Origin of the sequence: Kribbella amoyensis, from assembly GCF_007828865.1 — a bacterium.
GTDB lineage: Bacteria > Actinomycetota > Actinomycetes > Propionibacteriales > Kribbellaceae > Kribbella > Kribbella amoyensis.
In genome coordinates, this window is record NZ_VIVK01000001.1 from 2,750,616 (window position 1) to 2,775,964 (window position 25,349).

General features: G+C 69.9%; 29 protein-coding genes. 18 read left to right on the forward strand and 11 right to left on the reverse strand.

Annotated features, from left to right (window positions below; translation table 11 throughout):
- The first annotated feature begins 42 nt into the window (after nucleotides 1-42).
- The gene (locus tag FB561_RS13080; protein ID WP_145806434.1) at nucleotides 43-282 is read left to right on the forward strand and encodes a MoaD/ThiS family protein; all 240 of its coding nucleotides are present in this window, start codon (nucleotides 43-45) and stop codon (nucleotides 280-282) included.
- A 15-nt stretch (nucleotides 283-297) separates the two neighbouring features.
- On the opposite strand, the gene arfB is transcribed toward FB561_RS13080, so the two are convergent.
- A complete protein-coding gene (gene arfB / locus FB561_RS13085) occupies nucleotides 298-723 on the reverse strand; it encodes an alternative ribosome rescue aminoacyl-tRNA hydrolase ArfB (RefSeq protein WP_145806436.1) in 426 nt (141 codons plus the stop codon).
- Between the two features lie 92 nt (nucleotides 724-815).
- Nucleotides 816-1,754, reverse strand: a complete 939-nt coding sequence (locus FB561_RS13090) for an endonuclease/exonuclease/phosphatase family protein (RefSeq protein WP_145806438.1) — start codon at nucleotides 1,752-1,754, stop codon at nucleotides 816-818.
- 110 nt (nucleotides 1,755-1,864) lie between these two features.
- On the opposite strand from FB561_RS13090, the gene FB561_RS13095 reads away from it, so the two are divergent.
- From FB561_RS13095 to FB561_RS13120, 6 genes are all read left to right on the forward strand, one after another.
- Nucleotides 1,865-2,308, forward strand: coding sequence for a TlpA family protein disulfide reductase (locus tag FB561_RS13095; RefSeq protein ID WP_202880602.1), 444 nt, complete (start codon nucleotides 1,865-1,867; stop codon nucleotides 2,306-2,308).
- 206 nt (nucleotides 2,309-2,514) lie between these two features.
- Nucleotides 2,515-3,426: an RDD family protein gene (locus FB561_RS13100; protein WP_145806440.1), complete on the forward strand. Its 912-nt coding sequence runs from the start codon at nucleotides 2,515-2,517 to the stop codon at nucleotides 3,424-3,426.
- A gap of 360 nt (nucleotides 3,427-3,786) precedes the next feature.
- Nucleotides 3,787-4,239 (forward strand): DUF4395 domain-containing protein, encoded by a 453-nt coding sequence (locus FB561_RS13105; RefSeq protein WP_145806442.1) that lies wholly within the window; start codon nucleotides 3,787-3,789, stop codon nucleotides 4,237-4,239.
- A 12-nt stretch (nucleotides 4,240-4,251) separates the two neighbouring features.
- Complete coding sequence (locus FB561_RS13110) at nucleotides 4,252-5,100, forward strand: sulfurtransferase (RefSeq protein ID WP_145806444.1); 849 nt, start codon at nucleotides 4,252-4,254, stop codon at nucleotides 5,098-5,100.
- A gap of 1 nt (nucleotide 5,101) precedes the next feature.
- A complete protein-coding gene (locus tag FB561_RS13115) occupies nucleotides 5,102-5,398 on the forward strand; it encodes a DUF1416 domain-containing protein (protein WP_145806446.1) in 297 nt (98 codons plus the stop codon).
- 331 nt (nucleotides 5,399-5,729) lie between these two features.
- Nucleotides 5,730-6,956, forward strand: a complete 1,227-nt coding sequence (locus FB561_RS13120) for a choice-of-anchor P family protein (protein ID WP_145806448.1) — start codon at nucleotides 5,730-5,732, stop codon at nucleotides 6,954-6,956.
- Between the two features lie 170 nt (nucleotides 6,957-7,126).
- Here the strand turns inward: FB561_RS13120 and FB561_RS13125 are convergent, their stop codons facing one another.
- Both FB561_RS13125 and dtd read right to left on the reverse strand, forming a co-directional pair.
- On the reverse strand, nucleotides 7,127-7,600 hold the full coding sequence (locus tag FB561_RS13125) for a carboxymuconolactone decarboxylase family protein (protein WP_145806450.1): 474 nt from the start codon (nucleotides 7,598-7,600) through the stop codon (nucleotides 7,127-7,129).
- 122 nt (nucleotides 7,601-7,722) lie between these two features.
- On the reverse strand, nucleotides 7,723-8,148 hold the full coding sequence (gene dtd / locus FB561_RS13130; protein WP_145806452.1) for a D-aminoacyl-tRNA deacylase: 426 nt from the start codon (nucleotides 8,146-8,148) through the stop codon (nucleotides 7,723-7,725).
- 137 nt (nucleotides 8,149-8,285) lie between these two features.
- Between dtd and FB561_RS13135 the strand changes: the two genes are divergently transcribed.
- The 3 genes from FB561_RS13135 (at nucleotide 8,286) to FB561_RS13145 (ending at nucleotide 11,542) form a co-directional block, all read left to right on the forward strand.
- Nucleotides 8,286-9,116, forward strand: a complete 831-nt coding sequence (locus FB561_RS13135; protein ID WP_145806454.1) for a beta-keto acid cleavage family enzyme — start codon at nucleotides 8,286-8,288, stop codon at nucleotides 9,114-9,116.
- A gap of 198 nt (nucleotides 9,117-9,314) precedes the next feature.
- Nucleotides 9,315-9,878, forward strand: a complete 564-nt coding sequence (locus FB561_RS13140) for a hypothetical protein (RefSeq protein ID WP_238334796.1) — start codon at nucleotides 9,315-9,317, stop codon at nucleotides 9,876-9,878.
- Nucleotides 9,878-11,542, forward strand: a complete 1,665-nt coding sequence (locus FB561_RS13145; protein WP_145806456.1) for a midas domain-containing protein — start codon at nucleotides 9,878-9,880, stop codon at nucleotides 11,540-11,542. The genes FB561_RS13140 and FB561_RS13145 overlap by 1 nt, the downstream gene beginning before the upstream one ends.
- A gap of 76 nt (nucleotides 11,543-11,618) precedes the next feature.
- On the opposite strand, the gene FB561_RS13150 is transcribed toward FB561_RS13145, so the two are convergent.
- Nucleotides 11,619-11,981 carry a DsrE family protein gene (locus tag FB561_RS13150; protein ID WP_145806458.1) on the reverse strand — a complete coding sequence of 121 codons (363 nt, stop codon included), beginning with the start codon at nucleotides 11,979-11,981 and terminating at the stop codon, nucleotides 11,619-11,621.
- A gap of 168 nt (nucleotides 11,982-12,149) precedes the next feature.
- Between FB561_RS13150 and FB561_RS13155 the strand changes: the two genes are divergently transcribed.
- Nucleotides 12,150-12,644 carry a heme-binding beta-barrel domain-containing protein gene (locus FB561_RS13155; RefSeq protein ID WP_145806460.1) on the forward strand — a complete coding sequence of 165 codons (495 nt, stop codon included), beginning with the start codon at nucleotides 12,150-12,152 and terminating at the stop codon, nucleotides 12,642-12,644.
- A gap of 12 nt (nucleotides 12,645-12,656) precedes the next feature.
- On the opposite strand, the gene FB561_RS13160 is transcribed toward FB561_RS13155, so the two are convergent.
- Nucleotides 12,657-13,337: a response regulator gene (locus FB561_RS13160; RefSeq protein ID WP_145806462.1), complete on the reverse strand. Its 681-nt coding sequence runs from the start codon at nucleotides 13,335-13,337 to the stop codon at nucleotides 12,657-12,659.
- A complete protein-coding gene (locus FB561_RS13165) occupies nucleotides 13,330-14,586 on the reverse strand; it encodes a sensor histidine kinase (protein WP_145806464.1) in 1,257 nt (418 codons plus the stop codon). The genes FB561_RS13160 and FB561_RS13165 overlap by 8 nt, the downstream gene beginning before the upstream one ends.
- Before the next feature lie 175 nt (nucleotides 14,587-14,761).
- Here FB561_RS13165 and FB561_RS13170 point away from each other — a divergent pair, with 175 nt between their 5' ends.
- The gene (locus FB561_RS13170) at nucleotides 14,762-16,138 is read left to right on the forward strand and encodes a cation:dicarboxylate symporter family transporter (protein WP_145806466.1); all 1,377 of its coding nucleotides are present in this window, start codon (nucleotides 14,762-14,764) and stop codon (nucleotides 16,136-16,138) included.
- 134 nt (nucleotides 16,139-16,272) lie between these two features.
- Here the strand turns inward: FB561_RS13170 and FB561_RS13175 are convergent, their stop codons facing one another.
- Complete coding sequence (locus tag FB561_RS13175) at nucleotides 16,273-17,094, reverse strand: LLM class flavin-dependent oxidoreductase (RefSeq protein ID WP_145806468.1); 822 nt, start codon at nucleotides 17,092-17,094, stop codon at nucleotides 16,273-16,275.
- A 109-nt stretch (nucleotides 17,095-17,203) separates the two neighbouring features.
- Between FB561_RS13175 and ygfZ the strand changes: the two genes are divergently transcribed.
- From ygfZ to FB561_RS13200, 5 genes are all read left to right on the forward strand, one after another.
- Nucleotides 17,204-18,208 carry a CAF17-like 4Fe-4S cluster assembly/insertion protein YgfZ gene (gene ygfZ, locus FB561_RS13180; protein WP_145806470.1) on the forward strand — a complete coding sequence of 335 codons (1,005 nt, stop codon included), beginning with the start codon at nucleotides 17,204-17,206 and terminating at the stop codon, nucleotides 18,206-18,208.
- 58 nt (nucleotides 18,209-18,266) lie between these two features.
- A complete protein-coding gene (locus FB561_RS13185; RefSeq protein WP_238334797.1) occupies nucleotides 18,267-19,304 on the forward strand; it encodes an asparaginase in 1,038 nt (345 codons plus the stop codon).
- Between the two features lie 57 nt (nucleotides 19,305-19,361).
- Nucleotides 19,362-19,919: a helix-turn-helix domain-containing protein gene (locus tag FB561_RS13190; RefSeq protein ID WP_145806474.1), complete on the forward strand. Its 558-nt coding sequence runs from the start codon at nucleotides 19,362-19,364 to the stop codon at nucleotides 19,917-19,919.
- A gap of 25 nt (nucleotides 19,920-19,944) precedes the next feature.
- Nucleotides 19,945-20,466 (forward strand): hypothetical protein, encoded by a 522-nt coding sequence (locus FB561_RS13195; RefSeq protein WP_145806476.1) that lies wholly within the window; start codon nucleotides 19,945-19,947, stop codon nucleotides 20,464-20,466.
- Nucleotides 20,467-20,568: 102 nt separating this feature from the next.
- Nucleotides 20,569-20,919 (forward strand): DUF2516 family protein, encoded by a 351-nt coding sequence (locus tag FB561_RS13200; protein WP_145806478.1) that lies wholly within the window; start codon nucleotides 20,569-20,571, stop codon nucleotides 20,917-20,919.
- Between the two features lie 223 nt (nucleotides 20,920-21,142).
- On the opposite strand, the gene FB561_RS13205 is transcribed toward FB561_RS13200, so the two are convergent.
- Complete coding sequence (locus tag FB561_RS13205; RefSeq protein ID WP_145806480.1) at nucleotides 21,143-21,979, reverse strand: L,D-transpeptidase family protein; 837 nt, start codon at nucleotides 21,977-21,979, stop codon at nucleotides 21,143-21,145.
- Between the two features lie 190 nt (nucleotides 21,980-22,169).
- On the opposite strand from FB561_RS13205, the gene FB561_RS13210 reads away from it, so the two are divergent.
- On the forward strand, nucleotides 22,170-22,673 hold the full coding sequence (locus FB561_RS13210) for an O-acetyl-ADP-ribose deacetylase (protein ID WP_145806482.1): 504 nt from the start codon (nucleotides 22,170-22,172) through the stop codon (nucleotides 22,671-22,673).
- 34 nt (nucleotides 22,674-22,707) lie between these two features.
- Here FB561_RS13210 and FB561_RS13215 read toward each other — a convergent pair whose 3' ends face one another.
- Together FB561_RS13215 and typA are read right to left on the reverse strand one after the other, a co-directional pair.
- Entirely contained in the window at nucleotides 22,708-23,310 is a 603-nt protein-coding gene (locus FB561_RS13215; RefSeq protein ID WP_145806484.1) for a L,D-transpeptidase, read from the reverse strand.
- Nucleotides 23,311-23,435: 125 nt separating this feature from the next.
- Nucleotides 23,436-25,298, reverse strand: coding sequence for a translational GTPase TypA (typA, locus tag FB561_RS13220; protein WP_145806486.1), 1,863 nt, complete (start codon nucleotides 25,296-25,298; stop codon nucleotides 23,436-23,438).
- Between the last annotated feature and the right edge of the window lie 51 nt (nucleotides 25,299-25,349).

Consider the following 25,349-nt stretch of genomic DNA (forward strand, 5'->3'; position numbering starts at 1 on the left):
ATAATACGTCAGGTCATTGTCGACGAGTGAGGCGTCTCCCACATGCCGGAAGTCACCATCAGGTACTTCGCCGCCGCGCGCGCCGCCGCGGGGGAGGCCACCGCGAGCGTTGCGGCGGACTCGGTGAAGGAGCTCGTGGACGCCGTCTCCGCCGGCCGTCCGGAGCTGGCGAGAGTCCTCGGGATCTGCACGTTCCTCCTCGACGGAGAGCGCGTCGACCTCACCGCCGCCCTGCACGAAGGCGCCCAGGTGGACGCCCTTCCGCCCTTCGCCGGCGGCTGATTCCGCAGCGCACGGTCAGTCGTAGGGGCGGTTGCGGAGGCGCTTGGTCTCGCCCCGGCGCTTCTTGTCGTCGAGTCTCCGACGCACCGAGCCCTTGGTGGGTCGAGTGGGTCGGCGCGGACGAGGCGGAGGCGCGATCGCTTCACGCAGGAGTACGGCCAGCCGCTCGCGGGCGGCTTCCCGATTGCGCCATTGGGACCGGTGCTCGGACGCGGTGATGGTGATGACGCCGTCGACAAGTCGCGACGCCAGCCGCTCCAGGGCTCGTGTGCGAAGGGTCTCGCTCAGCGCAGTGGTCGCAGCGACGTCGAAGCTGAGTTCGACCCGGCTGTCGGTGGTGTTCACGGACTGCCCACCTGGCCCACTGGACCGGGAGAACCGCCACACGAGCTCGGCCTCCGGGATCGTGATCCCAGCGCGCACCCTCAGCCCGTCCTCCACGCCCCAAGTGTCGCAGCCCAGCGGCCATCGCGGACGGCCGCTCACGTCCAACCCGAGTCTTTGTTGTTGTAGGCAACAGCCCGGAATGCCCCTCAGTAGGTGATGGAGGCTGTGCCGGTGGTGATGCGGTGGTCGGAGCAGGGGCCGTCGCAGGCTTGGGAGATGGCTAGGGCGTCGCTTGTGTAGCCCGGGGTGAGCTTGTTCTTGCGGATGAAGATGAGGTCGATCTTCGAGGCTTGGCCGCATTTTCCGAGGATGTTGTTCTCGGTGGTGGCTTCGCCGTAGCCGGGGCAGCGGGGGTCGGTGTCGTCGAGTTCGCGGTAGTTGCCGGTGTTGTCCGGGTTGTCGGGCGTACTCAGCGCCGCGTCGTACCAGGTGTTCAGGCGGCCGTACGACGGTTGGGCGTTGAAGTCGCCGGCGATGACCGTGGTGCCGCCGGCGGCGTGGTGGCTCTCGATCCGGGCGAGGACCTGGCCGAGTTGGGTCTCGTTGATCTTCCGGCCGTTGATCACTGTGTTCGACGGTGTGATGTGGGTGCCGCAGAACCGGACCTTCGGCTGCGCGGCGAGTGGTGCGCAGAGAAGCTTGCGCTGTTCCTGGCTCTCGTCCTGGGCGAGGGTCAGGCGCTCCGCGGTACCGAGTGGGGCCTTGCTGAAGATCGCGAGGCCGTACGGTTCGCCGTTGCAGCTCGCCGAGGTCTGCGGCTCCCAGCGGGAGAAGTTGTTCACGTCCTGCGGCCAGCCCGCGTTGCGCAGTCCGCTCTGGATCGCCTTGTACTGCTGCCAGCACAGCTCGTTGAAGACGACGAACTGGGCGCCGCGATTCCCGATCGACGCCACGGCACCGCTGACCATGCCGTTCGTGGTGGAGGCGCGGTTCATCTTCCAGCCGGCCACGTTCCAGGCCCAGATGTTGTACGTCGCGGTGGCGGCGGGCGCGGCCTGGACCGGGGGCGCGGGTGCGGCGACCAGGGCGAGGACAGCGGCGAGGGCGAAGGCGAGGGCCGGAGCGAGTGCGATTCGTGAACGCATGACTACTCCCTGGGGCGAGGGGGTTGTGAAGGTACTCCTTTCCGCGGTGCCGTCCAAGGGGTGGAACGGTCCGGGTGCTCCGAAAGTGCAGCGACGTACTGTGGTTCGTTGTGAGTCCAGGAATTGTCGTGCTCGTCGCCGCGGTGGTTGCCGGGGTGCTGCTGAGCGTGCTGAAGACCTGGTACGACGGACGGTTCCGCGCCGCCCCGGTGGTGAGGAGTGAGCTCGTGGAGGATCGCGTCAGCTCGGCCGAGATCGGTGCGGAGTTGGGCGAGCGGGCGACGCTGCTGCAGTTCTCGTCCGCGTTCTGCGCACCCTGCCGGGCGACTCGGCGGGTGCTGGCCGAGGTGGAGTCGATGGTGGACGGCGTCCGGCACGTCGAGATCGACGCCGAGTCGCACCTCGACCTGGTCCGCCGCCTCGACATCCTGCGTACCCCGACCGTGCTCGTCCTGGACAGCACCGGCGCCGTGGTCACGCGCGCCAGCGGCCAGGCCCGCAAGCCCGAGGTGATCGCGGCCCTCGGCACCGCCGTCGACCGTCAGGCCAGCTGACCTCACTCGGCGGCACCGGGGTACCGGCCCTCCTGCCGATACGCGGTCTACGCATCCGACGGGCGATCTGCACACCCCGAAGCTCTGCCCCCGCCGATCTGATTGGGGTCGTCTCGCCGACCAGCCTCGGTGAGTTTCTGTCCGATGACGCGGCCGGAAGCGGTCGTGGTTGGCGTAGTGACACGGGAATACGTGATGCTTTGCCGGTGGACTTTCCGGCTGGCTGGTACGACGACCCGAACGACCTCAAGGGGCAGCGGTACTGGGACGGTGCGTCCTGGACCGAGCACCGGCGGCCGCGACCCGGTCCCGCCGAACCCACCGAACCACCCGTGACCGAACGAGCCACGGCCGCGCCGCTTGTCTACCCGGGCGCCGCCCCGTACCAGGGCCCCGCCTTCCAACCCGGCCACCAACCCGGCGCACCCCAACCAGGCGGACCCCAGCAGTACGGAGCACCGCAGCACGGAGCGCCACAGCAGTACGGCGCACCCCAGTACGGAGCGGGCCAGCCGGGGATGCCGCCGTACCAGGCCGGCTTCGGGTACGCGCCCCAGGTGCCGAGTACGCCCGACGGGGTACCGCTGTCGGGGTGGTGGAAGCGGGTCGGGGCACGGATCCTCGACGGGCTCATCGTGATGGTCGTGAGCCTGCCGTTCAGCGGCTGGTTCTGGTACCAGTACGTCCTCGCGCTGACCGACTACCAGCGGGACGTGTTCGACCGTGCCGTCGCGGGGGAGTCGCCCGCGTTCGAGACGACGCTGCCGTGGGACGTGTACCAGTGGATCCTCCCGATCGCTGGGATCGCGCTGGTGATCAACTTCGCCTACGAGTACTTCTTCCTGGTCCGCAGCGGGGCGACACCCGGCAAGAAGGCAGTCGGGATCAGCGTCCGGCTGCGCGAGGTCCCCGGTCCGCCGCCCGGCCTTGCCGTGGCCAAGCGGTACGGCCTGTACGCCGGGGTGTCACTGCTCGGCGCGATCCCCGGGATCGGCACCCTGTTCAGCATGGTCGGCCTGCTCGACGTGCTCTGGCCGCTGTGGGACGACAAGAAGCAGGCGCTGCATGACAAGGTCGGCAAGACCAACGTCGTCCTCGGCCCCCAGCCCCGCCGCTGACCCGGCCACGGGCGCTCCCGGCCACGGCTCCAGGCCCAAGTAAGAGCCGCTGAGCACGGTCAGGCAGCAGATCGTCGCAGAACGCAAGCTCGTCCGCGATGTGATCAGTTGTCTCGGTAGATGGGACCACGGCTGGCGTCGGTTCGTCGTTTCCGTAGTCTCGTTGCCGTGACGTACACGACGTGGCTGACGAAGCGCAGGGCAGTGGACAACTGCCGGATGCGCTCGTCCCTGTGTCGTCGCCCCTGACCAGGCGGCGTCTCGAGCGCTCCCGAATCGGTAGCTGAGCACGATTCGGAGCACGCCGCCTCCCGCAGCCCCGGGCGGGTCGCTCGATCACCACTCCTTCCGGGAGTCGCCATGTCCGACGAGACGGCAACGAAACCCCAGGTAGATCCGCGCGGACTCCGGTTCGCCGCGGCTGTCACCACGGTCGTGCTCGCGCTGACCCTGGTGCTGAACAACCCGTGGCCACTGGCGGTCCAGGCCGTGGTGTTCGCGATCTCGGTCGTGCTCGGCGTGCAGGCGTCGCCGTACGGCCAGATCTTCCAGCGGCTGGTCCGGCCCCGGTTGGGTCCGCCGCAGGAGTTGGAGGACGCGGCGCCGCCGCGCTTCGCCCAGCTGGTCGGGCTGGCGTTCGCCGTGCTCGGCCTGATCGGCTACCTCACCGGCGCCGGGATCCTCGGTGTCGTCGCCACCGGCTTCGCGCTGGTCGCCGCGTTCGTGAACGCGGCGGTCGGGCTGTGCCTGGGCTGCGAGGCCTACCTGCTGATCCAACGCATTCGTACGCCCCACACCGCTACTACCACCTGAGGAGCAGCAACCATGAGCAGGGAATCCGCTCTCGTCTCGGCCGACTGGGTCGAGGAGCACAAGGCCGACGACGGTGTCGTGCTGATCGAGGTCGACGAGGACGTCTCGGCGTACGACGCCGGCCACATCGCCGGTGCGATCAAGCTGGACTGGAAGGACGACCTCCAGGACCAGGTCCGCCGCGACTTCGTCAACAAGGAGCAGTTCGAGGCCCTGCTGTCCGAGCGCGGGGTCGGCAACGACGACACCGTCGTGCTCTACGGCGGCAACAACAACTGGTTCGCGGCCTACGCGTACTGGTACTTCAAGCTGTACGGCCACGGTGACGTGCGGCTGCTCGACGGCGGCCGCAAGCGCTGGGAGCTGGACAGCCGCGAGCTCACCGACGAGGTGGTCAAGCGCGAGGCGACCCAGTACACCGCGCAGGAGCCGGACCTGAACATCCGCGCCTTCCGCGACGAGGTCAACCAGGCCATCGGCGTGAAGAACCTGGTCGACGTGCGCAGCCCCGACGAGTACGCCGGCCGGCTGCTCGCCCCGGCCCACCTGCCGCAGGAGCAGGCGCAGCGCGCCGGGCACATCCCGACCGCGGCGAACATCCCGTGGAGCAAGGCGGCCAACGACGACGGCACCTTCCGCGGTGACGACGAACTGCAGAAGCTGTACGCCGACGCGGGCGTCGACTTCGGCAAGGACACGATCGCGTACTGCCGGATCGGTGAGCGCTCGGCGCACACCTGGTTCGTGCTGCACGAGATCCTCGGTCAGGAGAACGTGAAGAACTACGACGGTTCGTGGACCGAGTGGGGCTCGCTGGTCGGTGTACCGGTGGCCCTCGGCGACGAGCCCGGGAAGGCATGACATGTGCGGAGCGAAGAAGGGCGGCCTTGACCTCAAGGGCGTCGACGTCGACAAGGAGGCCGTGATCCAGGGCCAGGTCCTGCGCGGCGAGGAGCCGGTCGGCGGCGCCTACGTGCGGCTCCTGGACTCCTCCGGTGAGTTCACGGCCGAGGTCCCCACCTCCGCGACCGGGCACTTCCGGTTCTTCGCGGCGCCGGGCAGCTGGACGCTGCGCACCCTGGCCCCCAAGGCCGACGTGGTCGACCGCCAGGTCGTCGCGCAGTACGGCGAGGTCGCCGAGGTGGCCGTCGCCGTCTGACCGTACGCTGAGTAGCCCCGAGGGGCCCGAGCCTTGCGCGCTCGGGCCCCTCGGTCTGTCTCCGGCCGATGTCGGTTCGTGGACGATTCGTTGCCGCAGGCTCCTGCTTCGTCAACGAAACAAAGCGGATCCGGCGTGTCGTCGAGCCTGGCCGGCGTTCTCGATCGCACAAGCTCACCGGGTCCGCAAGGTCGCGTTCCTCTCGACCGAAGTGCCAATGTAACGGTTTGATCTCGGAGTCCCTGAATCTCGTTACCTACCGCGACCGACTGAGTTGTGTCTGTGTCCTGGCCCGCTGTTCGGGTCACGCATCACTCAGGGAGGAGGGGTCATGAGACCCCGCATCGGATACAAGAAGCTCGCCGCCGTCGGTGTCGCGGCGGTTGTCGGCGTAGCTTCTACGATCGCGCTGACCTCGGGTTCGGCGTCCGCCGCGCCGGTTTACGGCTACAGCGGCTACGCGTTCGGGACCGACGTGCAGACCGGGCTCGCGAACAGCGGCCCGCAGGTCATCAGCCAGATCAGCTGCACCACCGACGCGAACCGGAAGGCCGAGAACGACCTGGCCACCGCGAACGTCAACGAGCAGGCCATCGCGCGCACGGTCAAGACCGACACCAAGGCCTTCGCCGACGAGCGCGGCAACGGTGTGACCAGCACCGCGACCGCCGCCGACATCAAGCTCGGCTCGCTGCTGTCGCTGACCGGCGCGAAGACCACCACCACCGCGTGGGTCAAGAACGGCAACCTGCACTACACCGGCAGCACCACCTTCGCCGGCGTGAAGATCGGCAACGTCGTCGTTCCGTCGCTGCTGAAGGCCAAGCCGAACACCAAGGTCGCCGTTCCGGGCCTCGGCTACGTCGTGCTGAACCGCGTCGGCGGCGTGAAGACCGAGTCCGGCATCTACTCGTACGCGCAGGCCGTCGTCGTGCACGCCACGGTGAAGAACCGCTATCTCCCGGTCGGTGTCGACGTCGCGGTGCTGAAGACCCGCGCCGAGGTCACCAAGCCGGCCACCGCGATGGTCATGGGTGACGCGTACGGCACCAAGGCGAGCGTCGACAAGCTGGTCACCTCGAGCCCGACCTCCTACCAGGCCACCTGCCAGGGCACGGAAGGCAAGACGGTCCGGGTTGCGGTCGCCGAGCTGAACATCCCGAAGGTCGCGCACGTCGGTGGCGTCTACACCACCAAGAACGGCCGGATCGGTGCGGACAAGTCCGACGTCAACTTCACCTCGCACGTCGCGGGCGTGAAGGTCGGCAACCTGTCCATCGGTGCCATCGAGTCCGCCGCTTCGGCGTCGAAGACCAAGGACGGCAAGGTCAGCCTGAACTCGTCCTCGAGCATCGCCTCCATCAAGGTCGGCAACAAGGTCTACCCGGTGCAGACCGGTGAGAACGCCGAGCTGGAGATCCCCGGCATCGCCAAGCTGACCTTCAACCAGGTCGTGCGTCAGAGCCGCTACATCTCCGTCAACGCGCTGGTGATCGACGTCTACAGCCTGAACACCAAGGTCGTCGTCGGCCACTCGGCCGCCGGTGTGATCGGCTGATCCAGCCACACACCCACCCCACCTGAGTCGAACCTCACCGACCCAGAGGGCCACAAAGGCCCCCGGAATCCGCAAGGATCCCGGGGGCCTTTCCCGTTGCCCGAAGCAAGCTTCCGGCGAAACCGGCGGCTGCGGCGCGAAGGATGGGCGCGGCTGTGGTGAACGCCGGCTCAGCCGAACTGGCCCGGCTGGTAGTCGCCGGCGGGCTGCTGGGTGATGACGTTGACGCGGTTGAAGGCGTTGATGACGGCGATCGCCGCGACCAGGGCGGCGAGCTGGTCCTCGGTGTAGTGCTTGGTGGCGGTGAGCCAGACGTCGTCCGGGACACCGCCGGCCGCGTCGGCGAGGCGGGTGCCCTGTTCGGTCAGTTCCAGGGCGGCCCGCTCGGGCTCGGTGAAGACGGTGGCCTCGCGCCAGGCCGCGACCAGGTTGAGGCGGAGCTGGGTCTCGCCGGCCGCGAGAGCGTCCTTGGTGTGCATGTCGGTGCAGAAGCCGCAGCCGTTGATCTGGCTCGCGCGGAGCCTCACCAGCTCCAGGGTCGCGGCGGGGACGCCGGCGCCGGTCGTCGCGTGGCTCGCGGCGATCAGGTGCTTCAGGACCTTGGCCGCGGTCTGGTTGCCGAAGAGGTTCAGTCGTGCGTCCATCGTCGAATCCTTTGCTGTGTGATCGAGGGGTACACAGCTACGACAGAACGACCCGTGCGGATGTGACTCGGCCGGGCTGTGACGTACGTCTCGCCGGGTGCCTGGTTGTCAGCGGCAACGGATCAGGACTCGAGGATCAGGGTGACCGGGCCGTCGTTGGTGAGGGCGACCTGCATGTCGGCGCCGAACCGGCCGCGTTCGACCTTGGCGCCGAGCGACTCGAGCGCCTGGCAGAAGGACTCGTAGAGCGGCTCGGAGACCGGACCGGGGGCGGCCGCGCTCCACGACGGACGGCGGCCCTTGCGGGTGTCGGCGTACAGGGTGAACTGGCTGACCGCGAGGATCGGCGCCTGCTCGTCGGCGGCGGAGCGCTCGTCCCGGAGGATGCGCAGGGTCCAGATCTTCGCCGCGAGGGCCTTCGCCTTCTCCTCGGTGTCCTCGTGGGTGACCCCGAGCAGGACCATCAGCCCGGGCTCGTCGATCGCCCCGACCACCTCGCCGTCGACCGTGACGGACGCCTGGCTGACCCGCTGTACGACTGCTCTCATGCGCCTTAGTCTGCCAACTGGGATCACGCTGGACCGGCCTCGGGTGCTCGATCCGCCCGAACAGGAGATCGTCCGGCTTTCGGGGCGATTGGCGGGCGAATCTCCCGTTCAAGGCGGCGATCTGGCACGATTCGTTCATGACGTCGACGCTGATCACTGTTGCTCCGACCGGTGCCGAGACCGCGAAGGCGGACGTTCCGGCGCTGCCCACCACGCTCGCCGAGCTGGTGGAGACCGCGAAGCGGTGCGAGGCCGCCGGCGCCGCGATGATCCACATCCACATCCGCGACGGCGAGCACCGGCCGACGCTCGACCTCGGCCGGCTGACCGACACGGTCACCGCGGTCCGCGAGAACACCGGGCTGATCGTCCAGCTCTCCACCGGCGGCGCGGTCACCGATCCGTACGACCACCGGCTGCGGGTGCTCGACGCGGCACCGGACTCGTGTTCGCTGACGATGGGCACGGTCAACTTCGGCGACGACGTGTTCATGAACCCGTGGCCGTTCGTCACCGAGCTCTACCAGCTCACCCAGGAGCGCGAGGTCGTCCCGGAGTTCGAGCTGTTCGACCTCGGCCACGTCGCCGCGCTGCACCGGCTGCTGGACAAGTACGGCCTGCCGTACGGCGGCAAGGTGCACTGCGACCTGGTGATGGGCGTCCCCGGCGGCATGCCCGGGACGACGGACGCCCTGGTTGCCGCGGTCAACGGTCTGCCGAGCGCCGTGACCTCGTGGTCCGCGACCGGGATCGGCCGGACCAGCCTCCCGGTGGCGCTGGCCGCGCTGTCCAAGGGCGGCCACCTCCGGGTCGGCATGGAGGACACGTTGACGCTGGCGAAGGGCCACCCGGTCACCCACAACGCGGAGCTCGTCGAACGCGCCGCCACCCTGGCCACCCTCGCCCAGCGGCCGCCGATGTCCCCCGACGAGGCTCGTACTCACCTGAGCATCAAGCCGCGCTCCTGACCTCACCATCTCCGTCAGCAGCAGTACCCGGGCGCCGCGGTTGTTATCGGTTTGCAGGTTTGGCGGGTCGCGGGGACTCAGGGCGCGTGGGAGGCTGGTCTGCCGGGCTGGATCCTGGCCGGGACCTCGTGCGTCCCAGGCCGGGTGCCACCTTGCGCCTTTAGGCTGGGACGGCTGAACGGAGAGGAGCGGGGACAGGTGAGGACGCAGCAGCGGTCGTTGGACGACGACGAGCGCGCTATGGCCGACCTCGCGGACGTGCGGGACTGGGGCCGGGTCTGGGGACCACCGGCGACCGGCCTGGACGCGATCCGCTCCCTGGTCTCCCGGGTCACCGCCGCGACCGGCTGGCGACCCTGGGCCCCCGGCAGCATCGACCCGAACCGGTACACCTGGGGCCTGGTCACACCCCGCGAGACCGTGATGCTCGTCCTGCCCGACGCGGTCCTGCCGGAGAGCCCGCGCAGCGGCTGGTCGGCGTACGAGATCGGGCCGAACGACCTCCCGGACGCCGAGGACGGTCTGGACGAGCACTGGCCCGGACAGTTGCAGCTGGCCCGCAAACACTGGGGTGAGCCGGTGTTCGTCGGCCCGGGCGACGACCCGCGGATCCCTGACGAGTGGCGGGGCCGGCGCCGGCACCTGGCGGTCTGGCTGCGGCCCGGCGCCGAGATTCACCTGTACGCGACCCAGCCCGACCTCGGCACGCCGAACGCGGCCGCGGGCTTCGGGTACTCCGTCTATGCGAGTGAGGTGGCCTGATGGCGGTCGAAGAGGAGCTGCTGAGGGACCTGTACATGGTGTTCGGCCGGATCGCGGGGCGGCTGATCCGGCGACGGCAGCAGCGCCGGGCGAACCGGCAGAACGGCAACCAGGTCGACCGCGAGGCGGAACTGCGCTCGCTGATCGAGGAACTGCGCGACCTGGCCAGGCAGGACCCCGAGGCCGCTGCGCTGGTGGATCGGCTCACGCCCGAGGATCGGCAGCGCGTGTACGAGGACCAGGCGCGCCAGATCCAGGAGGAGAGCGGCCGGGCCGAGCGGGAGGGCGATCAGCGTGGCCTCGACGACCAGGACCTCGACCGTGAGGGCGACCGGTCGGACCGGGACGAGCAGAGCCGGGACGCACAGGATCGCGACGAGCGTGACCCCAACGACCTGAACAACAACGGCATCGACGACCGTCGCGAAGAGACCAACCGTCGCGAGGCGGAGCAGAACCGCACCGACCTCGACCGCAACGGGCGCGACGACAACCTCGACACCACCCGCCAGGAGGAGCAGGACGTCCGGCGGGACGAGCGGGCCACGGAAGATCGCGAGCGCGAGGAGAAGAAGCGCGAGGGCGAGCGCGGCGGGGACGGGCCGGACGCCGTACCGGCTGTGGCCGGCGCTGCCGCCGGCGCGGGAGCCGTGATGGCGGCGGACGAGCTCGAGGAAGACGCCGCCGACCGGCAAGCGGAGGACGCCCAGACAGCGAACGCGGACCAGGGTCAGGACGGCCCGGCCGTGGAAGGCGACGGGGCGCCTCAGCCGGCTATCGGCGACGCCGCCGACCAGCAGCTCGGCCAGGACGGCCAGCCCGTCGCGAACCCGGGTGCCCAGATCGAGACCCCGGACCAGGAGGTCGACCCGCGCGACCAGCAGGTTGATGCGCGCGACCAGCAGGTTGATGCGCGCGACCAGCAGGTCGATGCGCGTGACCAGGAAGTCGATCCGCGCGATCAGCAGGTCGATGACCGCGATCAGCAGGTCGAGGGTGCCGATCCGCAGCTTGATGCTCGGGATCAGGAGGTCGAGGCCGGGGATCAGGGGCTCGACGGGCAGGAGCCACGGACTGTCGAGGCCGAAGGTGCCGGAGCGCCGGGAGTCGGGGACGACCGGCAGCCGGGACAGGACCTGGAGGCCGAGGACCGTACGCGGCAGGTCGACCATCAGGGCCTGGAGTCGGACGGTGCGGCCCAGCCCGGTACCGGCGAGAACGCTGACCGGCAGACCGAGCAGGACGGCCGTCAGAACCAGCAGGAGCTGGGCGACGCGGGTCCGCAGCCGGGGCTGCCGACAGCGGGCGACCAGCGGTTCGCCGCCGAGCAGCGGAACGTTCAGCAGAACGAGCAGGGCCGGCGCCCGCCGGATGCCGTCGAGACGCGCCTGGACGAGGACCGCGCCAGCCACCAGGCGGCCAAGGCCAACGATCAGGGCGTCAGCGGCCGGCCGGGCGCCAACCGCGGCCTGGACGAGAAAGAGGTGTCCAAGCTGCAGACGACGGCCCAGTCCGGTACGTCACCAGCGGCGGGCGCCACCGTGAAATCGGAGCAGCCGGCCGTCGCCGCGGGCCACGCCGGCAAGACCCCCGGTGCCCAGCGGCAAGGCCTCGGCGCAGGCAAGAGCGGCCCCGAAGGCGGCCTCGAACGCAAGAACGACTGACCGGCACAGGTCGCGACCGCATCAGCGACTGACCGACGTGAACGGGCCTGGCGATCGCCGGGCCCGTTCCGCGTTCTCAGTAGACGATCGCCTGGGCGTTGCCGGCGAGGATCTCCTCGGTGAAGGCAGGTGCACCGGCGATGCGGACGCCGGGCAGCAGGTCGGCCTCGGTCAGGTCGCGGCGCTTGGCGCACTGCGTACAGACCGTCAGCCGGCCGCCGGCCAGGACCCCGGCGAGCAGGTCCGCGAGCGGGGCCGCGTGCGGGAGGTCGAACTCCTCGGCCCGGCCCGGCACGGCGAACCAGACGGACTCGCCGGTGAGCCACAGCGACACCTCGGCGCCGGCCGCGACGGCGGAGGCGGCGACGGTGAACGCCTGGTTGGCTCGTTCGGGTTCTTCGGCGCCTGCGGTCAGCTTGATCACCAGCGTGCGGGACATCACGCCACCGTAGCTGAGGGCCCGGCGGCGGCATCCCCTAGACTGACCGACGTGCTGCACGTCATCTTCACGAGCCTGCTGGTGCTGGTCTGTGTCTTCATGGGCTGGTTCTCCGCGTTCGTCGTCTACCGGTTGTACCGCGGTCGTTCCGCGAACTGAGGACCGGCGATGGCGTTCGAGATCCCTCAGGACCTGCACCCCGACCTGATGCCGCTGGCCTGGCTGCTCGGCCGCTGGGAGGGTCGCGGGCACGGTGACTACCCGACGATCGAGAAGTTCGAGTTCGGCCAGCAGATCGACTTCAGCCACAACGGCAAGCCGTACCTGCACTACGTGAGCCAGACCTTCGTGGTCGGCGAGGACGGTACGAAGGAGCGGCCGCTCGCGGTCGAGACCGGGTTCTGGCGGCCGCGGCCGGACAACAAGGTCGAGCTGGTGCTGGCGCACCCGACCGGGTTCGCGGAGATCTGGTACGGCGAGATCGACGGGGCCAAGATCGAGCTGCGGACCGACGTGATCGCGCGGACCGAGTCCGCCAAGGAGGTCACCGCCGGCCACCGGCTGTACGGTCTGGTCAAGGGCGAGCTGCTCTGGGCGTACGACATGGCAGCCGAGGGTCAACCGCTGCAGCCGCACCTCTGGGCGACCCTCGTCCGGGCGTAATCAGCTCCCCGGTCAGCTCTCAGCGACCCAGCAGTACTCCACCTTCGGCCGCCCACTGCGACCGTCGTACCGCTGCGTGCGCAACGCCTGACCCTGGTCGGCCAGGTGTTCCAGGTACCGGCGGGCGGTGATCCGGGACGTACCGAGCTCGGCCGCGACCTCTTCGGCGGTCCAGCCCTCGTGGTTCCCGAGCAGCTGGACGACCCGGTCCAGGACGGATCCGGCCAGCCCTTTCGGTACCGACGAAACCGTTGCTGGGTGCAACAAACGGTCCACCTCGTCCTGATCCGCGACCACCTGACCCGTGTCCGCGGCGCGCCGCTGCCGGGCGTACGCGGTGAGCCGGTCCCGCAAGGTCTCGAAGGCGAACGGCTTCAGCACGTACTGCACCACGCCGATCCGCGCGGCCGCCTGGACCGCGGCCACCTCACGCGCCGACGTCACCGCGACCACGTCGGTTTGGTTGCCGACGGCCCGCATTCGGCGGACCACGTCGAGCCCGTGTCCGTCCGGCAGGTTCATGTCCAGCAACACCAGGTCCACCTGGTCCCGGCTGAGCACCTGCAACGCGCGCGCGGCCGTCCCCGCGACCCCGAGACAGGTGAATCCGGTGAGCCGGTCGACGTACGTGCGGTGCGCCTCGGCGGCGACCGGGTCGTCCTCGACCACGAGGACCCGCAGCGCTTCAGGCACTCGCGCTCACCGCCCGCGGCAGCCGGACCCGGACGGTCAGCGCCGGGATCTCGTCCAGCTCGGAATCCGGGTCCACCATCAACGTCCCCTGCCAGCGCTCGACCGTGCTGCGGACCAGGACCAGCCCGAGACCGTGACCGGGCTCGGCCTTCGTCGACCAACCGCGGTCGAACATCCTGGCCAGTTCGGTGGCACCCAGCTCGGCGCCGGTGTTCGTCACCGCGAGGTCGATCGCGTCCGGCGTCGTGGTCGCCTTCAGCTCGACGCGCCGGGGAGCGGGACCGCCGCGAGCCGCCTCGATCGCGTTGTCCAGCAGGTTCCCGACGACGGTGACCACGTCCTGCGCGGGCAGCCGGGTGGTCAGCGACTCGGTGCCGAGCTCGAGCGTGAGGAGGACGCCACGCTCCTGCGCCTGGGCCAGCTTGGCGAGCAGCAACGACGCGAGGACCGGATCACCCACCGTGCCGACCACCCGATCCGTCATCGCCTGCGCGAACTGCAACTCGGACACCGCGAACTCCCGCGCCCGCTCCGGCCGGCCGATCTCGATCAGGCTGACCACCGTGTGCAGACGGTTCGACGCCTCATGATTCTGCGCCTGCAGGGACTCGGCCAAACTCCGGACCGCGTCCAGCTCGCCGAGCAACCGCTGCAACTGGGTGTGGTCCCGCAGCGTGACGATCCGCCCGGACCGGGTCGGTTGCTGGTTCACCACGACGACCCCGTGCGCACCCAGGTGCAGTTCGTCGTACGCCGTCCGCCCGGCGCGGAGCAGCTCGGCCAGTCCGGCCGGCAGGTGGAGCTCCTCGATCGTGCTGTCGGGGACGACGTCCTGCAGACCGAGCAGATGCCGGGCCTCGTCGTTGACCAGCTGGACCCGGCCGTCGACGTCCATCAGCAGCAGGCCTTCGCGGGCCGCGTGCAGGACACCCTCGTAGAAATCGAGCATCCACGCGAGCGTCTGCGTCCCCATTCCGCGGGTGGCGTGCCGGACCCGCCAGGCGACCAGCGCGTTGCCGGCGATCGCGACGCCGAGCATCAGGCTCGCGATCCCGAGCATCGTCCGCAGCTCGCTCTGCAGCAGGTCTTCCCAGCTCGGCGCGGGCACGCCGGCGGCGGCCGCGTCCCGATCGGCGCGGACCCGGGCCCGGGTGGCCAGCGTGATCCAGACCATGCTGATCAGGACGACCACGGTGACCGTCTGCAGCCAGAGCACCTGACGGCGCAGCTCCCACGGCCGTCGCTTCATCCCGACATTGTGCACACCAGTACGCCAGGTGGTCTCAGCGGCGTCCGGCCGGGCCCCGCCGCGCGCCGGGGTGACGGTGCGGACGGCGAACGATATGAACGAAATGCCCCGTTGTCCTGTGCGTCACGTCACAGTTACTCGAGCAAGCACCGCCCGGCTGATCCAGGAGCCCCCTATGTCGAGCCCGAGCACGTCCCGCCCCACCCCGGTCCGCAACGACCGGACCCACTTCCTCTACATCGCCGTCATCGTCGCCGTCGCGCTCGGTATCGGCGTCGGCTTCCTGTTCCCGGACTTCGCGACCGAGCTGAAGCCGCTCGGTACCGGGTTCGTCAACCTGATCAAGATGATGATCAGCCCGGTCATCTTCTGCACCCTGGTGCTCGGCATCGGGTCGGTCCGGCAGGCCGCCAGCGTCGGCAAGGTCGGCGGCCTGGCCCTCGTCTACTTCCTGGTGATGTCGACGGTGGCGCTGGCGATCGGCCTGATCGTCGGCAACCTGGTCCAGCCGGGGTCCGGCCTGAACCTCACCGACAAGCTCCGCGAGACCGGCCAGCAGCAGGCGTCCGGCGCGCACGAGAGCACCACCGACTTCCTGCTCGGCATCATCCCGAAGACCGTGGTGTCGGCGCTGACCGAGGGCGAGGTGCTGCAGACCGTCTTCGTCGCGCTGCTGATCGGCTTCGCGCTGCAGGCGATGGGCAGCAAGGGCCAGCCGATCCTGACCGGGATCGGGCACCTGCAGCGGTTGGTGTTCAAGGTGCTGGCGATGATCATGTGGGCGGCCCCGATCGGCGCCTTCGGGGCGATCGCCGCGGTCGTCGGCGCGACCGGCTGGGACGCGCTGGTCAGCCTCGGCAAGATCATGCTCGCCTTCTACCTGACCTGCCTGATCTTCGTGGTGGTCGTGCTCGGCACCCTGCTCCGGGTCGTCACCGGGCTGTCGATCTTCCAGTTGCTGCGGTACCTCGGCCGCGAGTTCCTGCTGATCGTGTCCACCTCGTCGTCGGAGACCGCGCTGCCGCGGCTGATCGGCAAGATGGAACACCTCGGTGTCGGCAAGCAGGTCGTCGGCATCACCGTCCCGACCGGGTACTCGTTCAACCTGGACGGCACCGCGATCTACCTGACGATGGCGTCGCTCTTCATCGCGGAGGCGATGAACCAGCCGTTCTCGATCGGCCAGCAGATCTCCCTGCTGCTGTTCATGATCGTCGCGTCGAAGGGCGCCGCCGGGGTCACCGGTGCCGGCCTGGCCACCCTCGCCGGTGGTCTGCAGTCGCACCGGCCGGAACTCGTCGACGGCGTCGGCCTGATCGTCGGCATCGACCGGTTCATGTCCGAGGCCCGCGCGCTGACCAACTTCGCCGGCAACGCGGTCGCGACCGTGCTGGTCGGTCACTGGGTAGGTGCCCTGGACAAGGATCAGGCCCGGCAGGTGTTCGCCGGTGACGATCCGTTCGACGAAGCCGCCTTCGCCGCGGGCGACTCGCACGCCGGTGACGTCCCGGCTCCGTCCGAGCGGCCGGTGGACACTCCCGCCGCCCACTGAACCACCCGCCCCTCCCTCTCCGCTGCCCGTCAGGCCGACCCGACCTGACGGGCAAGGTTCCTGTTCGGGGCGATGGCGTTCGGCTGTGCCGCGGGCGGCCTGCTCGGCCAGGCCGCGGCACGCCGGATCGGAGGTCAGCGGCCGTCGAGCAGCTCGACCACGGGCGCGAGGTCCTCCAGGTAGTTCGCGTTGACGCTGATGTAGGACGCGCCGAACGAGTCCCGCCGGCGCTGCAACTCGTCGGCCATCTGCTGCGGCGTTCCCGGCAGCAACATCAGCGAATCGGTCTTCTGCAGCTCTGCCGGATCGGCCCCGGTCGCCCGCTTCGTCCACGGCGGCAGGTCGCCCTCGCCCGCGGCGAACAGGTTCAGCGCCAGCTCGATGTCGTCGGCGCGGGCTCCGGCCAGGGCGCGCAGCTCGGCGGCCAGCCCGATCACCTCGTCCCGCGGGGTCAGCGCGCTCTTCGCGATCGACACGATGTCGGCCCGGGCCGCGGCCAGCGCGAGCGACCTGGGTCCGCCGGCGGCCAGCATCACCGGGGTGTGCCGGTCACCGTCCAGTTGCTCCAGCTGGTCGAGCGTCTCGCGGATCTGGTCTCGCCGCTCCTTGCCCGACCCGTACGGCAGCCCGAGCTCCTCGGCCATCCGGTCCGTCCCCGGCCGACCGGTCCCGATCCCGAACTCGAACCGCCCGTCGGTCAGTACGGTGAGCGAGTGCGCCTCCCAGGCCGCCTGCCGCGGCGTCCGCAACGGGGCTGCCGCGACGAAGGTGCCGACCCGGATGTCCGCGATCGAGGCCGCCATCGCGAGCGAGGGGAACGGCGAGAGCAACTGGAGCCCGTCGGGCATGAGGATCGCGGAGTACCCGAGCTCGGCGGCCCGCAGTACGGTCTTGCGCCACTGGTCGGGTCCGCCGTCGGGGGCGGCGACGATACCGAAGCGGAATGGCCTGGTCATGGGTCCTGCTCCTCTCGATCGTGATGTCTCCACTCTCCCGGTCCGTGGTGTTGTCCACATCCCACGACGGGAGGCGTTCGGCGTACGCCCTGCGACGTACGCTGGTGACATGTCAATCAAGCGCAGCCCCTTGCTGGATCTGCCCGGCGCGGTCGAGGCGGACGGCCTTGACGCTGGTGTCGCGGCGCACTACGGCTCGGATCTGCGGGAGCAACGCGCCCTGGTCCGCGGTGAGGGCTTCGTCGACCTGTCGCACCGGGACGTGGTCACGATCAGCGGTCCCGACCGGCTGACCTGGCTGCACGCGCTCACCTCGCAGTACTTCGAGGGCCTGCGGGCAGGGACGTCGACCACGGCGCTCCTGCTGTCGCCGACGGGCCACGTCGAGCACGTGCTGTACGGCGTGGACGACGGCGAGACGTTCTGGCTGCACACCGAGCCTGGCGCGGCCGGGGCGCTGATCGACTGGCTGCGGATGATGGTGTTCCTGTCCCGCGTGGAGATCAACGACGTCACCGACGAGTACGCGATCGTCTGGCGGCCGGGACCGGCACCGGCGGACGGACCGTTGACCCGCAGCGGTGAGGACTCGCTGGGCGGGCACGAGGTGTTCCTGCCGCGGGCCGAGCTGCCCGGGTTCGCGGAGACGGTGGGGCATCCGGCCGGGGTTTGGGCGTACGAGGCGCTCCGGATCGAGGCGGGCGCCCCGCGGCTGGGCCTCGACACCGACGACCGCGCGATCCCGAACGAGGTGGGCTGGCTCGGCGTCGGCGTCCACTTGGACAAGGGCTGCTACCGGGGTCAGGAGACCGTGGCCCGCGTCCACAACCTGGGTCGTCCGCCGCGGCGGCTGGTCCGGTTGCACCTGGACGGGTCCGTCGACCACCTGCCGGCCCACGGGTACGCCGTCCGGGTCGGTGAGAAGCAGGTCGGCTTCGTCGGATCGGCGGCGCGCCACCACGAGTACGGGCCGATCGCGCTCGCCGTGGTCAAGCGCAACGTGGACCCGGCCGCCGTGCTCGAGGTGGTGGCCGAGGACCAGCCGACGGTGACCGCGAGTCAGGAACTCGTCGTCGACCCCGAGGTCGGGTTGCACGTCCGCGCCCGGTTGTGAGCCGAATCATGCCCAACACGGGTTTTTGCTCCTGACGTCTGCGCCGTACAGTGCAGCCGTGACCGAACCTGTGCTCCTGGCCGACGTCGTCCGCAGCGGTTTCGCGGAGAGCCACCATCGCGGCCACGTCGTGGTGACCGCTCCCGACGGGTCCGTCGAGTGGTCGGCGGGCGTCGTGGACCAGCCGATGTTCCCGCGCTCGTCGAACAAGCCGATGCAGGCCCTCGGCATGCTGCGCTCCGGCCTCGACCTGGACGGAGAACTGCTCGCGCTCGCGGGTGCCTCGCACTCCGGTGAGCAGTTCCACCTGGACGGGGTCCGGCGGATCCTGGCCGGCGCCGGGCTGGACGAGTCCGCGCTGCGTACGCCGGAGCAGTACCCGGTCGACGAGCAGGCACGGGACGAGTGGGTCCGCGCGGGCCACCGGCCGGAGCGGATCACGATGAACTGCTCGGGCAAACACGCCGCGATGATCGCCACCTGCGTCGCCAACGGCTGGCCGATCCACGATCCCGCGGGCGAGACCAACCCCGACGGCGTCTGGGGCGACGACGACTACCGCGCCCCGAATCACCCGCTGCAGAAGGCGATCCGGACCGCGGTCGAGGACTCCGCCGGCGAGAAGGTGTCGTACGTCGCCGTGGACGGATGTGGCGCGCCGATTCTCGCGATCAGCCTCGCCGGGCTGGCCCGATCGTTTGGGCTGTTCGCGGCCGCGCCCGAGGGCACGCTCGAGCGCCGGGTCGCGGACGCGTTCCGCGCGTACCCGGAGTACGCCAGCGGGAGCCGGCGCGACGAGACCGAGCTGATCCGCGCGGTACCGGGGCTCATCTGCAAGGTGGGCGCGGAGAGCGTGCACGCCGTCGGTCTGCCGGACGGTCGTGGGATCGCGGTGAAGATCGAGGACGGCGGCGCCCGAGCACGGGCCGTAGTCGTCGCCGCGGTGCTGCGGAAGCTCGGGTACGAGCACGAGGTGATCGAGAAGCACCTGCGTCTGCCGCTGCTCGGCGGCGGCGTCCAGGTCGGCGCGGTCGAGCCGCACGCCGCCACGTTCGCCCGGCAACACCGCTTGTTGAACGCTCACCGAGCGTGGTGAGCAGCCTCACGCCGACTCTGCTTGCAATTGCAAGCACTCTGCTAGCACACTGGGCGCATGGCCAGGTTGAGTGATCGTGCGGCGGACGCGATGGGTTCGGTGGGGGAGTACCTCGCCGAGCAGCGGCGGCACGCGCAGTTGTCGCTCCGGCAGCTGTCCGACCTGGCCGGCGTGTCCAACCCGTACCTCAGCCAGATCGAGCGCGGCCTGCGGAAACCGTCGGCCGACGTGCTGCAGCAGCTCGCGAAGGCGCTGCGGATCTCCGCGGAGACCCTGTACGTCCGGGCCGGCATCCTCGATCCGGACGAGAGCGAGGACGGGACCCGGCGGACCGGCGTCGCCGACGCGATCCTGCTCGACCCGGCGCTGAACGAACGGCAGAAGCGCGTCCTGCTGGACGTCTACGCATCCTTCGTCCGCGAGAACGAGGTGGACGAGGCCCCGGACGAGAAGCCGGTGGCGACGCCGGACGAGAGCGCGGCCGCGAGCAAGCCGGCCGCCCGGAAGACCGCGGCGAGTACGTCCGCGGTCCGCAAGACGGCGGCGGCCAAACGTGCCGCGCGTCCCCAGACCCCTGCAAGCAGTACCCGCGCGAGCAAGCGCACACCCCAGTAGACAAACCCTTTTGAGGAGCAGCCTGATGGCTACCCGTACGCGTGTCACCCCGCTCTACGTCATCGCCGGCGCCGGCGACCTGGCGGTGGAGAAGTTCCGCGCCGTGAGCGAGGACGTCACCGCCCGGTTCGCGCAGCTGGACCAGAAGACCCTGCAGGCCGAACTCACCAAGGCCCAGTCCGGGCTGACCAAGCGCTTCGAGACCCTGGTCGCCGACGCCCGCACCGCGCCCGCCAAGCTGCGCGAGCTGCCGGCCTTCGCCCAGGCCGGGCTGACCACCGTGCTCGGCCAGGCCGAGGAGACCTACGACGACCTCGCCACCCGCGGTGAGGAGATCGTCGGCCGGATCCGCAGCCAGCAGGCCACCGAGGACCTGGCCGAGCAGGCCAAGACCACGGTGAGCAAGGCCAAGGCGACCCGGACCACCGCCCGGAAGACCGCCTCGACCGCCTCCCGCAACGTCAAGGCAACCGCGACCAGCGCCCGCAAGACCGCCAAGTCCGCCGCCAAGGCCACCTCCGCCGCCGCGAAGAAGGTCGGCGACTGAGCGTAACCTCCAGCCTGCCGAAGGTGAATTCCCGGCGCGGGTGGCCGCGATCTGCCGCTGAGCAGACGTCGGCCACCCGCTGCCTGGGTTAGGCTCGTACGCATGCTCCCACTCGCCACGTTCCCGACCCTGTTCCCCGGGTTCGGCAATCCGTTCGACGTCATCTGGTGGGTGCTGCTCGGCCTGAAGCTGGTCGCCCTGCTCGACGCGGCGATCCGGCCCCGCGCGGTCTTCCTCGCCGCCGACAAGCTGACCAAGCCCGGCTGGGTGCTGATCCTCGCGACCTTCTCGCTGTCCCACATCTTCCAGAGCTGGCTGAGCCTGGTCGGCCTCTTCGGCATCGTCGCGGCCGGCGTCTACCTGGTCGACGCGAGGCCCGCCCTCCGAGCAGCCGCCGGCCGTGGCCGGGGAGGCTGGGGCATCCGCCGCCGCCGCGGCCCCCGCCCGCTGTAAAGCCGGCAACCTCTACTGAAGTACTTGAAAGTCCGCCCCGCCACGCCCCGCCGGGGTCGTTTCCGCGACCGAACCGTCTGCGCCTGGCTGCTGACGCGAGCAAGCTCGCAGCTGTGGTGATGCGCGGTGATTCCGGACCGTGTCGCGGCACTGGGGACCGTGAACAAGCCATTTCCTGTCCGAGGTCCCCGGTTGTTGTCCCAGGTGGTCGGCGGTCCAGCGGCTACGAGCGGTAGACGATGACCTTGTCGCCGACCTTGACCTGGTCGAAGAGCCATTTGATCTTGGCGAGGTCGCGGACGTTGACGCAACCGTGGGACGCGCCCGCGTAGCCTCGGGCGGCGAAGTCGGAGCTGTAGTGGACCGCTTGGCCGCCGCTGAAGAACATCGCGTACGGCATCGCGCTGTCGTACAGCTTGGAGACGTGGTTGCGGCTCTTCCAGCCGACCGAGAAGGCGCCTTCGCGGGTGGCTGTCTTCTTGGCGCCGAAGCGGACGTCGAACTGCAGCTTCACCGCGCCGTCCACCACGTACCGCAGCTTGCGGGTCGTCTTGTCGATGCAGAGAGCGACGCCGGTGGCGCAGCGTGCGTCGAGGCGCTTGCCGTTGACCACCGGGGCCGGCGGGAAGAGCTCGGTCTGGGTGGGTTCGCGGGTGGCCGACTTCAGCTGGTCCCAGGTGTTCTGGTCGACGTACCCGAGGTCCGGGATGCCCTTGGAGGTCTGGAACTTCTTCACCGCCGTCCGGGTCATCGTCCCGAACGAGTCGTCCAGCCAGCGCTTGTCCAGGAGCTTCAGCTGGATCAGCCGAGCCTCGACCTTGCGGACGTCGGCGCCGCTGGACCCGTTGCGCCACAGCGCCTTCGGGTAGATCGGCAGTTCGCCGCTGACCTCGAACGGGACCGTCTTCAGGTCGGTCGACGCGATCGGCGCCGCGCTCGCCGGGGTCTCCGCACCGCTCATCCCGGACGCCGCGATCCCCGCGATCGCCGCCGTGACGACGGTCGCCGCCAGAACGTGCCGGCCGGCCGCCAGCCTGCGGACCCAGTTTCGCGCGCGCATCGGATACCCCTCGTGATCGACTCTGTCCCCACTGGTGGGACGCCCGCACCCGTCGTTTGGTTGACCGCCGGAAACGTTCGGTTTCCGCGGTGCCGGGTAAGCGTAGGTGGCGAGCCACCACCGGTACACCTCTCGTGAGCACATCGTGACCTCTCTCACCCGCCCCCGCAACGGTGGGGAGAATGGCCGCATGGAGATCGTGCTCAGCACCGACGACATCACCACGGTGCCCGCGGACGCGATCGTCAACGCCGCGCACCACGCTCTGCGTGGCGGCGGCGGCGTGGACGGGGCGATCCACCGGGCCGGTGGACCGGCGATCCTGGCCGAGTGCGTGGAGCGGTATCCGGACGGCGTACCGACGGGCCAGGCCGGGTGGACGACCGCGGGCAACCTCCCCGCCCGGTACGTGATCCACGTGGTCGGGCCGAACCACCGAGCCGGCCAGCAGGATCCCGAATTGCTCATCTCCTGCTACCGCAACGCGCTCCGCATCGCCGACGAGCTCGGTGCCACCCGGCTCACCCTGCCCGCCGTCTCGGCCGGGATCTACGGCTGGCCCGCGCAGGAGGCGGCCGACCTGGCCGTCCAGACGTTGCGTACGACGGAGACCGCGGTAGAGCGGGCCCAGTTCTGTCTGGTCGAGCCGCGGCTGTTCAAGGCGTTCGAGAACGCGACAGCGGCCGGGGACTGATCTCCCCGGCCGCCGTGGCCACTGCTGTTATCGCTCAGGCGTTGTAGACGAGCACCTTGTCGCCCACCTTCGCGCGGGCGAAGATCCACGCGATCTTGTTCTTGTCGCGCATGTTGACGCAACCGTGCGACGCGCCGTTGTAGCCGCGGGCCCGGAAGTCGGCCGAGTAGTGGATCGCCTGCCCACCGCTGAAGAACATCGCGTACGGCATCGGCGACTTGTAGATCGACGACACGTGGTTCTTCGACTTGCGCTGGATCTTGAACATGCCGTTCCGGGTCGGCGTCCGCGGCGCGCCGAACCGGGCGTCACCGGTGGCGAGCAGCTTGCCGTTGTACAGGAACGCGACCTTGCGGGTCTTCTTGTTCACGCAGATGATCCGGCCGGTCATGCAGCGGCGATCGAGCCGCAGCTTGCCCGGTACCAGCCCGCTCTTCGCGGCCGGCTTCTTCGCCGGCGTCGTCGCCTTCGGCTGCGGCGCCGTCGCCTTGGGCGCAACCTTCGGCGCTGCCGCCACGGCCGGTACGGCCTGGACGACCGGAGCCGCGGCACCGGCCGAAGTGCTGGCGGCCACAAGGCCGACCCCCAGCAACGCGGTCGCGGTCGCGGTGGCGCCGAGCTTACGCAGAATCCCCATGTTCTTTTGTCCTTCCCCCTGCTGAGTGGCTTCCACTGAGTAGACGTCGCGGGGCAACACCGGGTTGGGTCACGATCCGGAAACTCTCCCCGGACGGACCGGACCCACCGGCGTACCGGTCGATGTCAGGCTTTGTTCTTGCGGCCGAGCTTCGCGCGTTCGACCTGCGTCAGCGCGACCTTACGCATCCGGATGGCGTCGGGGGTGACCTCGACACACTCGTCCTCGCGGCAGAACTCGAGCGACTGCTCCAGCGACAGCTTGCGGGCCGGCACCAGTTTCTCGAACTCGTCCGCGTTCGACCGGACGTTCGTCATCTTCTTCTCTTTGGTGATGTTCACGTCCATGTCGTCGGAGCGCGAGTTCTCGCCGACGATCATGCCCTCGTACACCTCGGTGGCGGGCTCGACGAACAGCGTGCCGCGCTCCTGCAGGTTGATCATCGCGTACGAGGTGGCGGCGCCGGTCCGGTCGGCGACCAGCGAGCCGCTCGGCCGGGTGCGCAGCTCGCCGAACCACGGCTCGTACCCCTCGAAGACGTGGTGCGCGATGCCGGTACCACGGGTGTCGGTGAGGAACTCGGTCCGGAACCCGATCAGGCCGCGGGCCGGGACCAGGAACTCCATCCGGACCCAGCCGGTGCCGTGGTTCGTCATCTGCTCCATCCGGCCCTTGCGGACCGCGAGCAGCTGGGTGATCGTGCCGAGGTACTCCTCGGGGCAGTCGATGGTGAGCCGCTCGACCGGCTCGTGCCGCTTGCCGTCGATCTCCCGGGTGACCACCTGCGGCTTGCCGACGGTCAGCTCGTACCCCTCGCGGCGCATCTGCTCGACCAGGATCGCCAGCGCCAGCTCACCACGGCCCTGCACCTCCCACGCGTCCGGGCGCTCGGTCGGGAGCACCTTGATCGACACGTTGCCGACCAGCTCCTTGTCGAGCCGGTCCTTGACCAGGCGCGCGGTCACCTTGGTGCCCTTGACCCGGCCGGCCAGCGGCGAGGTGTTGGTCCCGATCGTCATCGAGATGGCCGGCTCGTCGACCGTGATCAGCGGCAGCGGGACCGGGTTCTCGGCGTCGGCCAGAGTGTCGCCGATCATGATCTCGGGGATGCCCGCGATCGCGACGATGTCACCCGGTCCGGCCGACTCGCCGGGGACCCGCTCGAGCGCCTCGGTGACCAGCAGTTCGGTGATCTTGACCCGCTCGATGGTGCCGTCGTGCTTGCACCAGGCGACCTGGGAACCCTTCTTCAGCGTGCCCTGGTGCACCCGGACCAGCGCCAGCCGGCCGAGGAACGGCGAGGCGTCCAGGTTGGTCACGTGCGCCTGCAGCGGCGCGCCCTCGTCGTACGACGGGGCCGGCACGTTCGCCAGGATCGTCTCGAACAGCGGCTCGAGGTCCTCGGAGTCCGGCAGGCCGCCGTCGGCGGGCTGGTTCAGCGAGGCGCGGCCGGCCCGGGCGGAGGCGTACACGACCGGGAAGTCCAGCGCGCTCTGGTCGGCGTCGTGGTCGAGCAGGTCGAGGAACAGCTCGTAGGTCTCGTCGACGACCTCGGAGATCCGGGCGTCGGGCCGGTCGACCTTGTTGACCACGAGGATCACCGGCATCTTGCGGGCCAGCGCCTTGCGGAGCACGAACCGGGTCTGCGGCAGCGGGCCCTCGGAGGCGTCCACCAGCAGCACGATCGCGTCCACCATCGACAGGCCGCGCTCGACCTCGCCACCGAAATCGGCGTGGCCGGGGGTGTCGATGATGTTGATCGTCATCTGCTCGCCGCTGGCCATCTTGTGCCGGACGGCGGTGTTCTTGGCGAGGATCGTGATGCCCTTCTCACGCTCCAGGTCGCCGGAGTCCATCGCGCGTTCGTCCACGTGCTGGTGGGCGCCGAAGGCCCCGGACTGCCACAGCATCGCGTCGACGAGGGTGGTCTTCCCGTGGTCGACGTGGGCCACGATGGCCACGTTGCGCAGGTCGTTACGGAGGGGCATGCGAGAGCGCTCCAAGCAAGATCGAGGTTGTCAGGCGGTGGCTACGGCGGG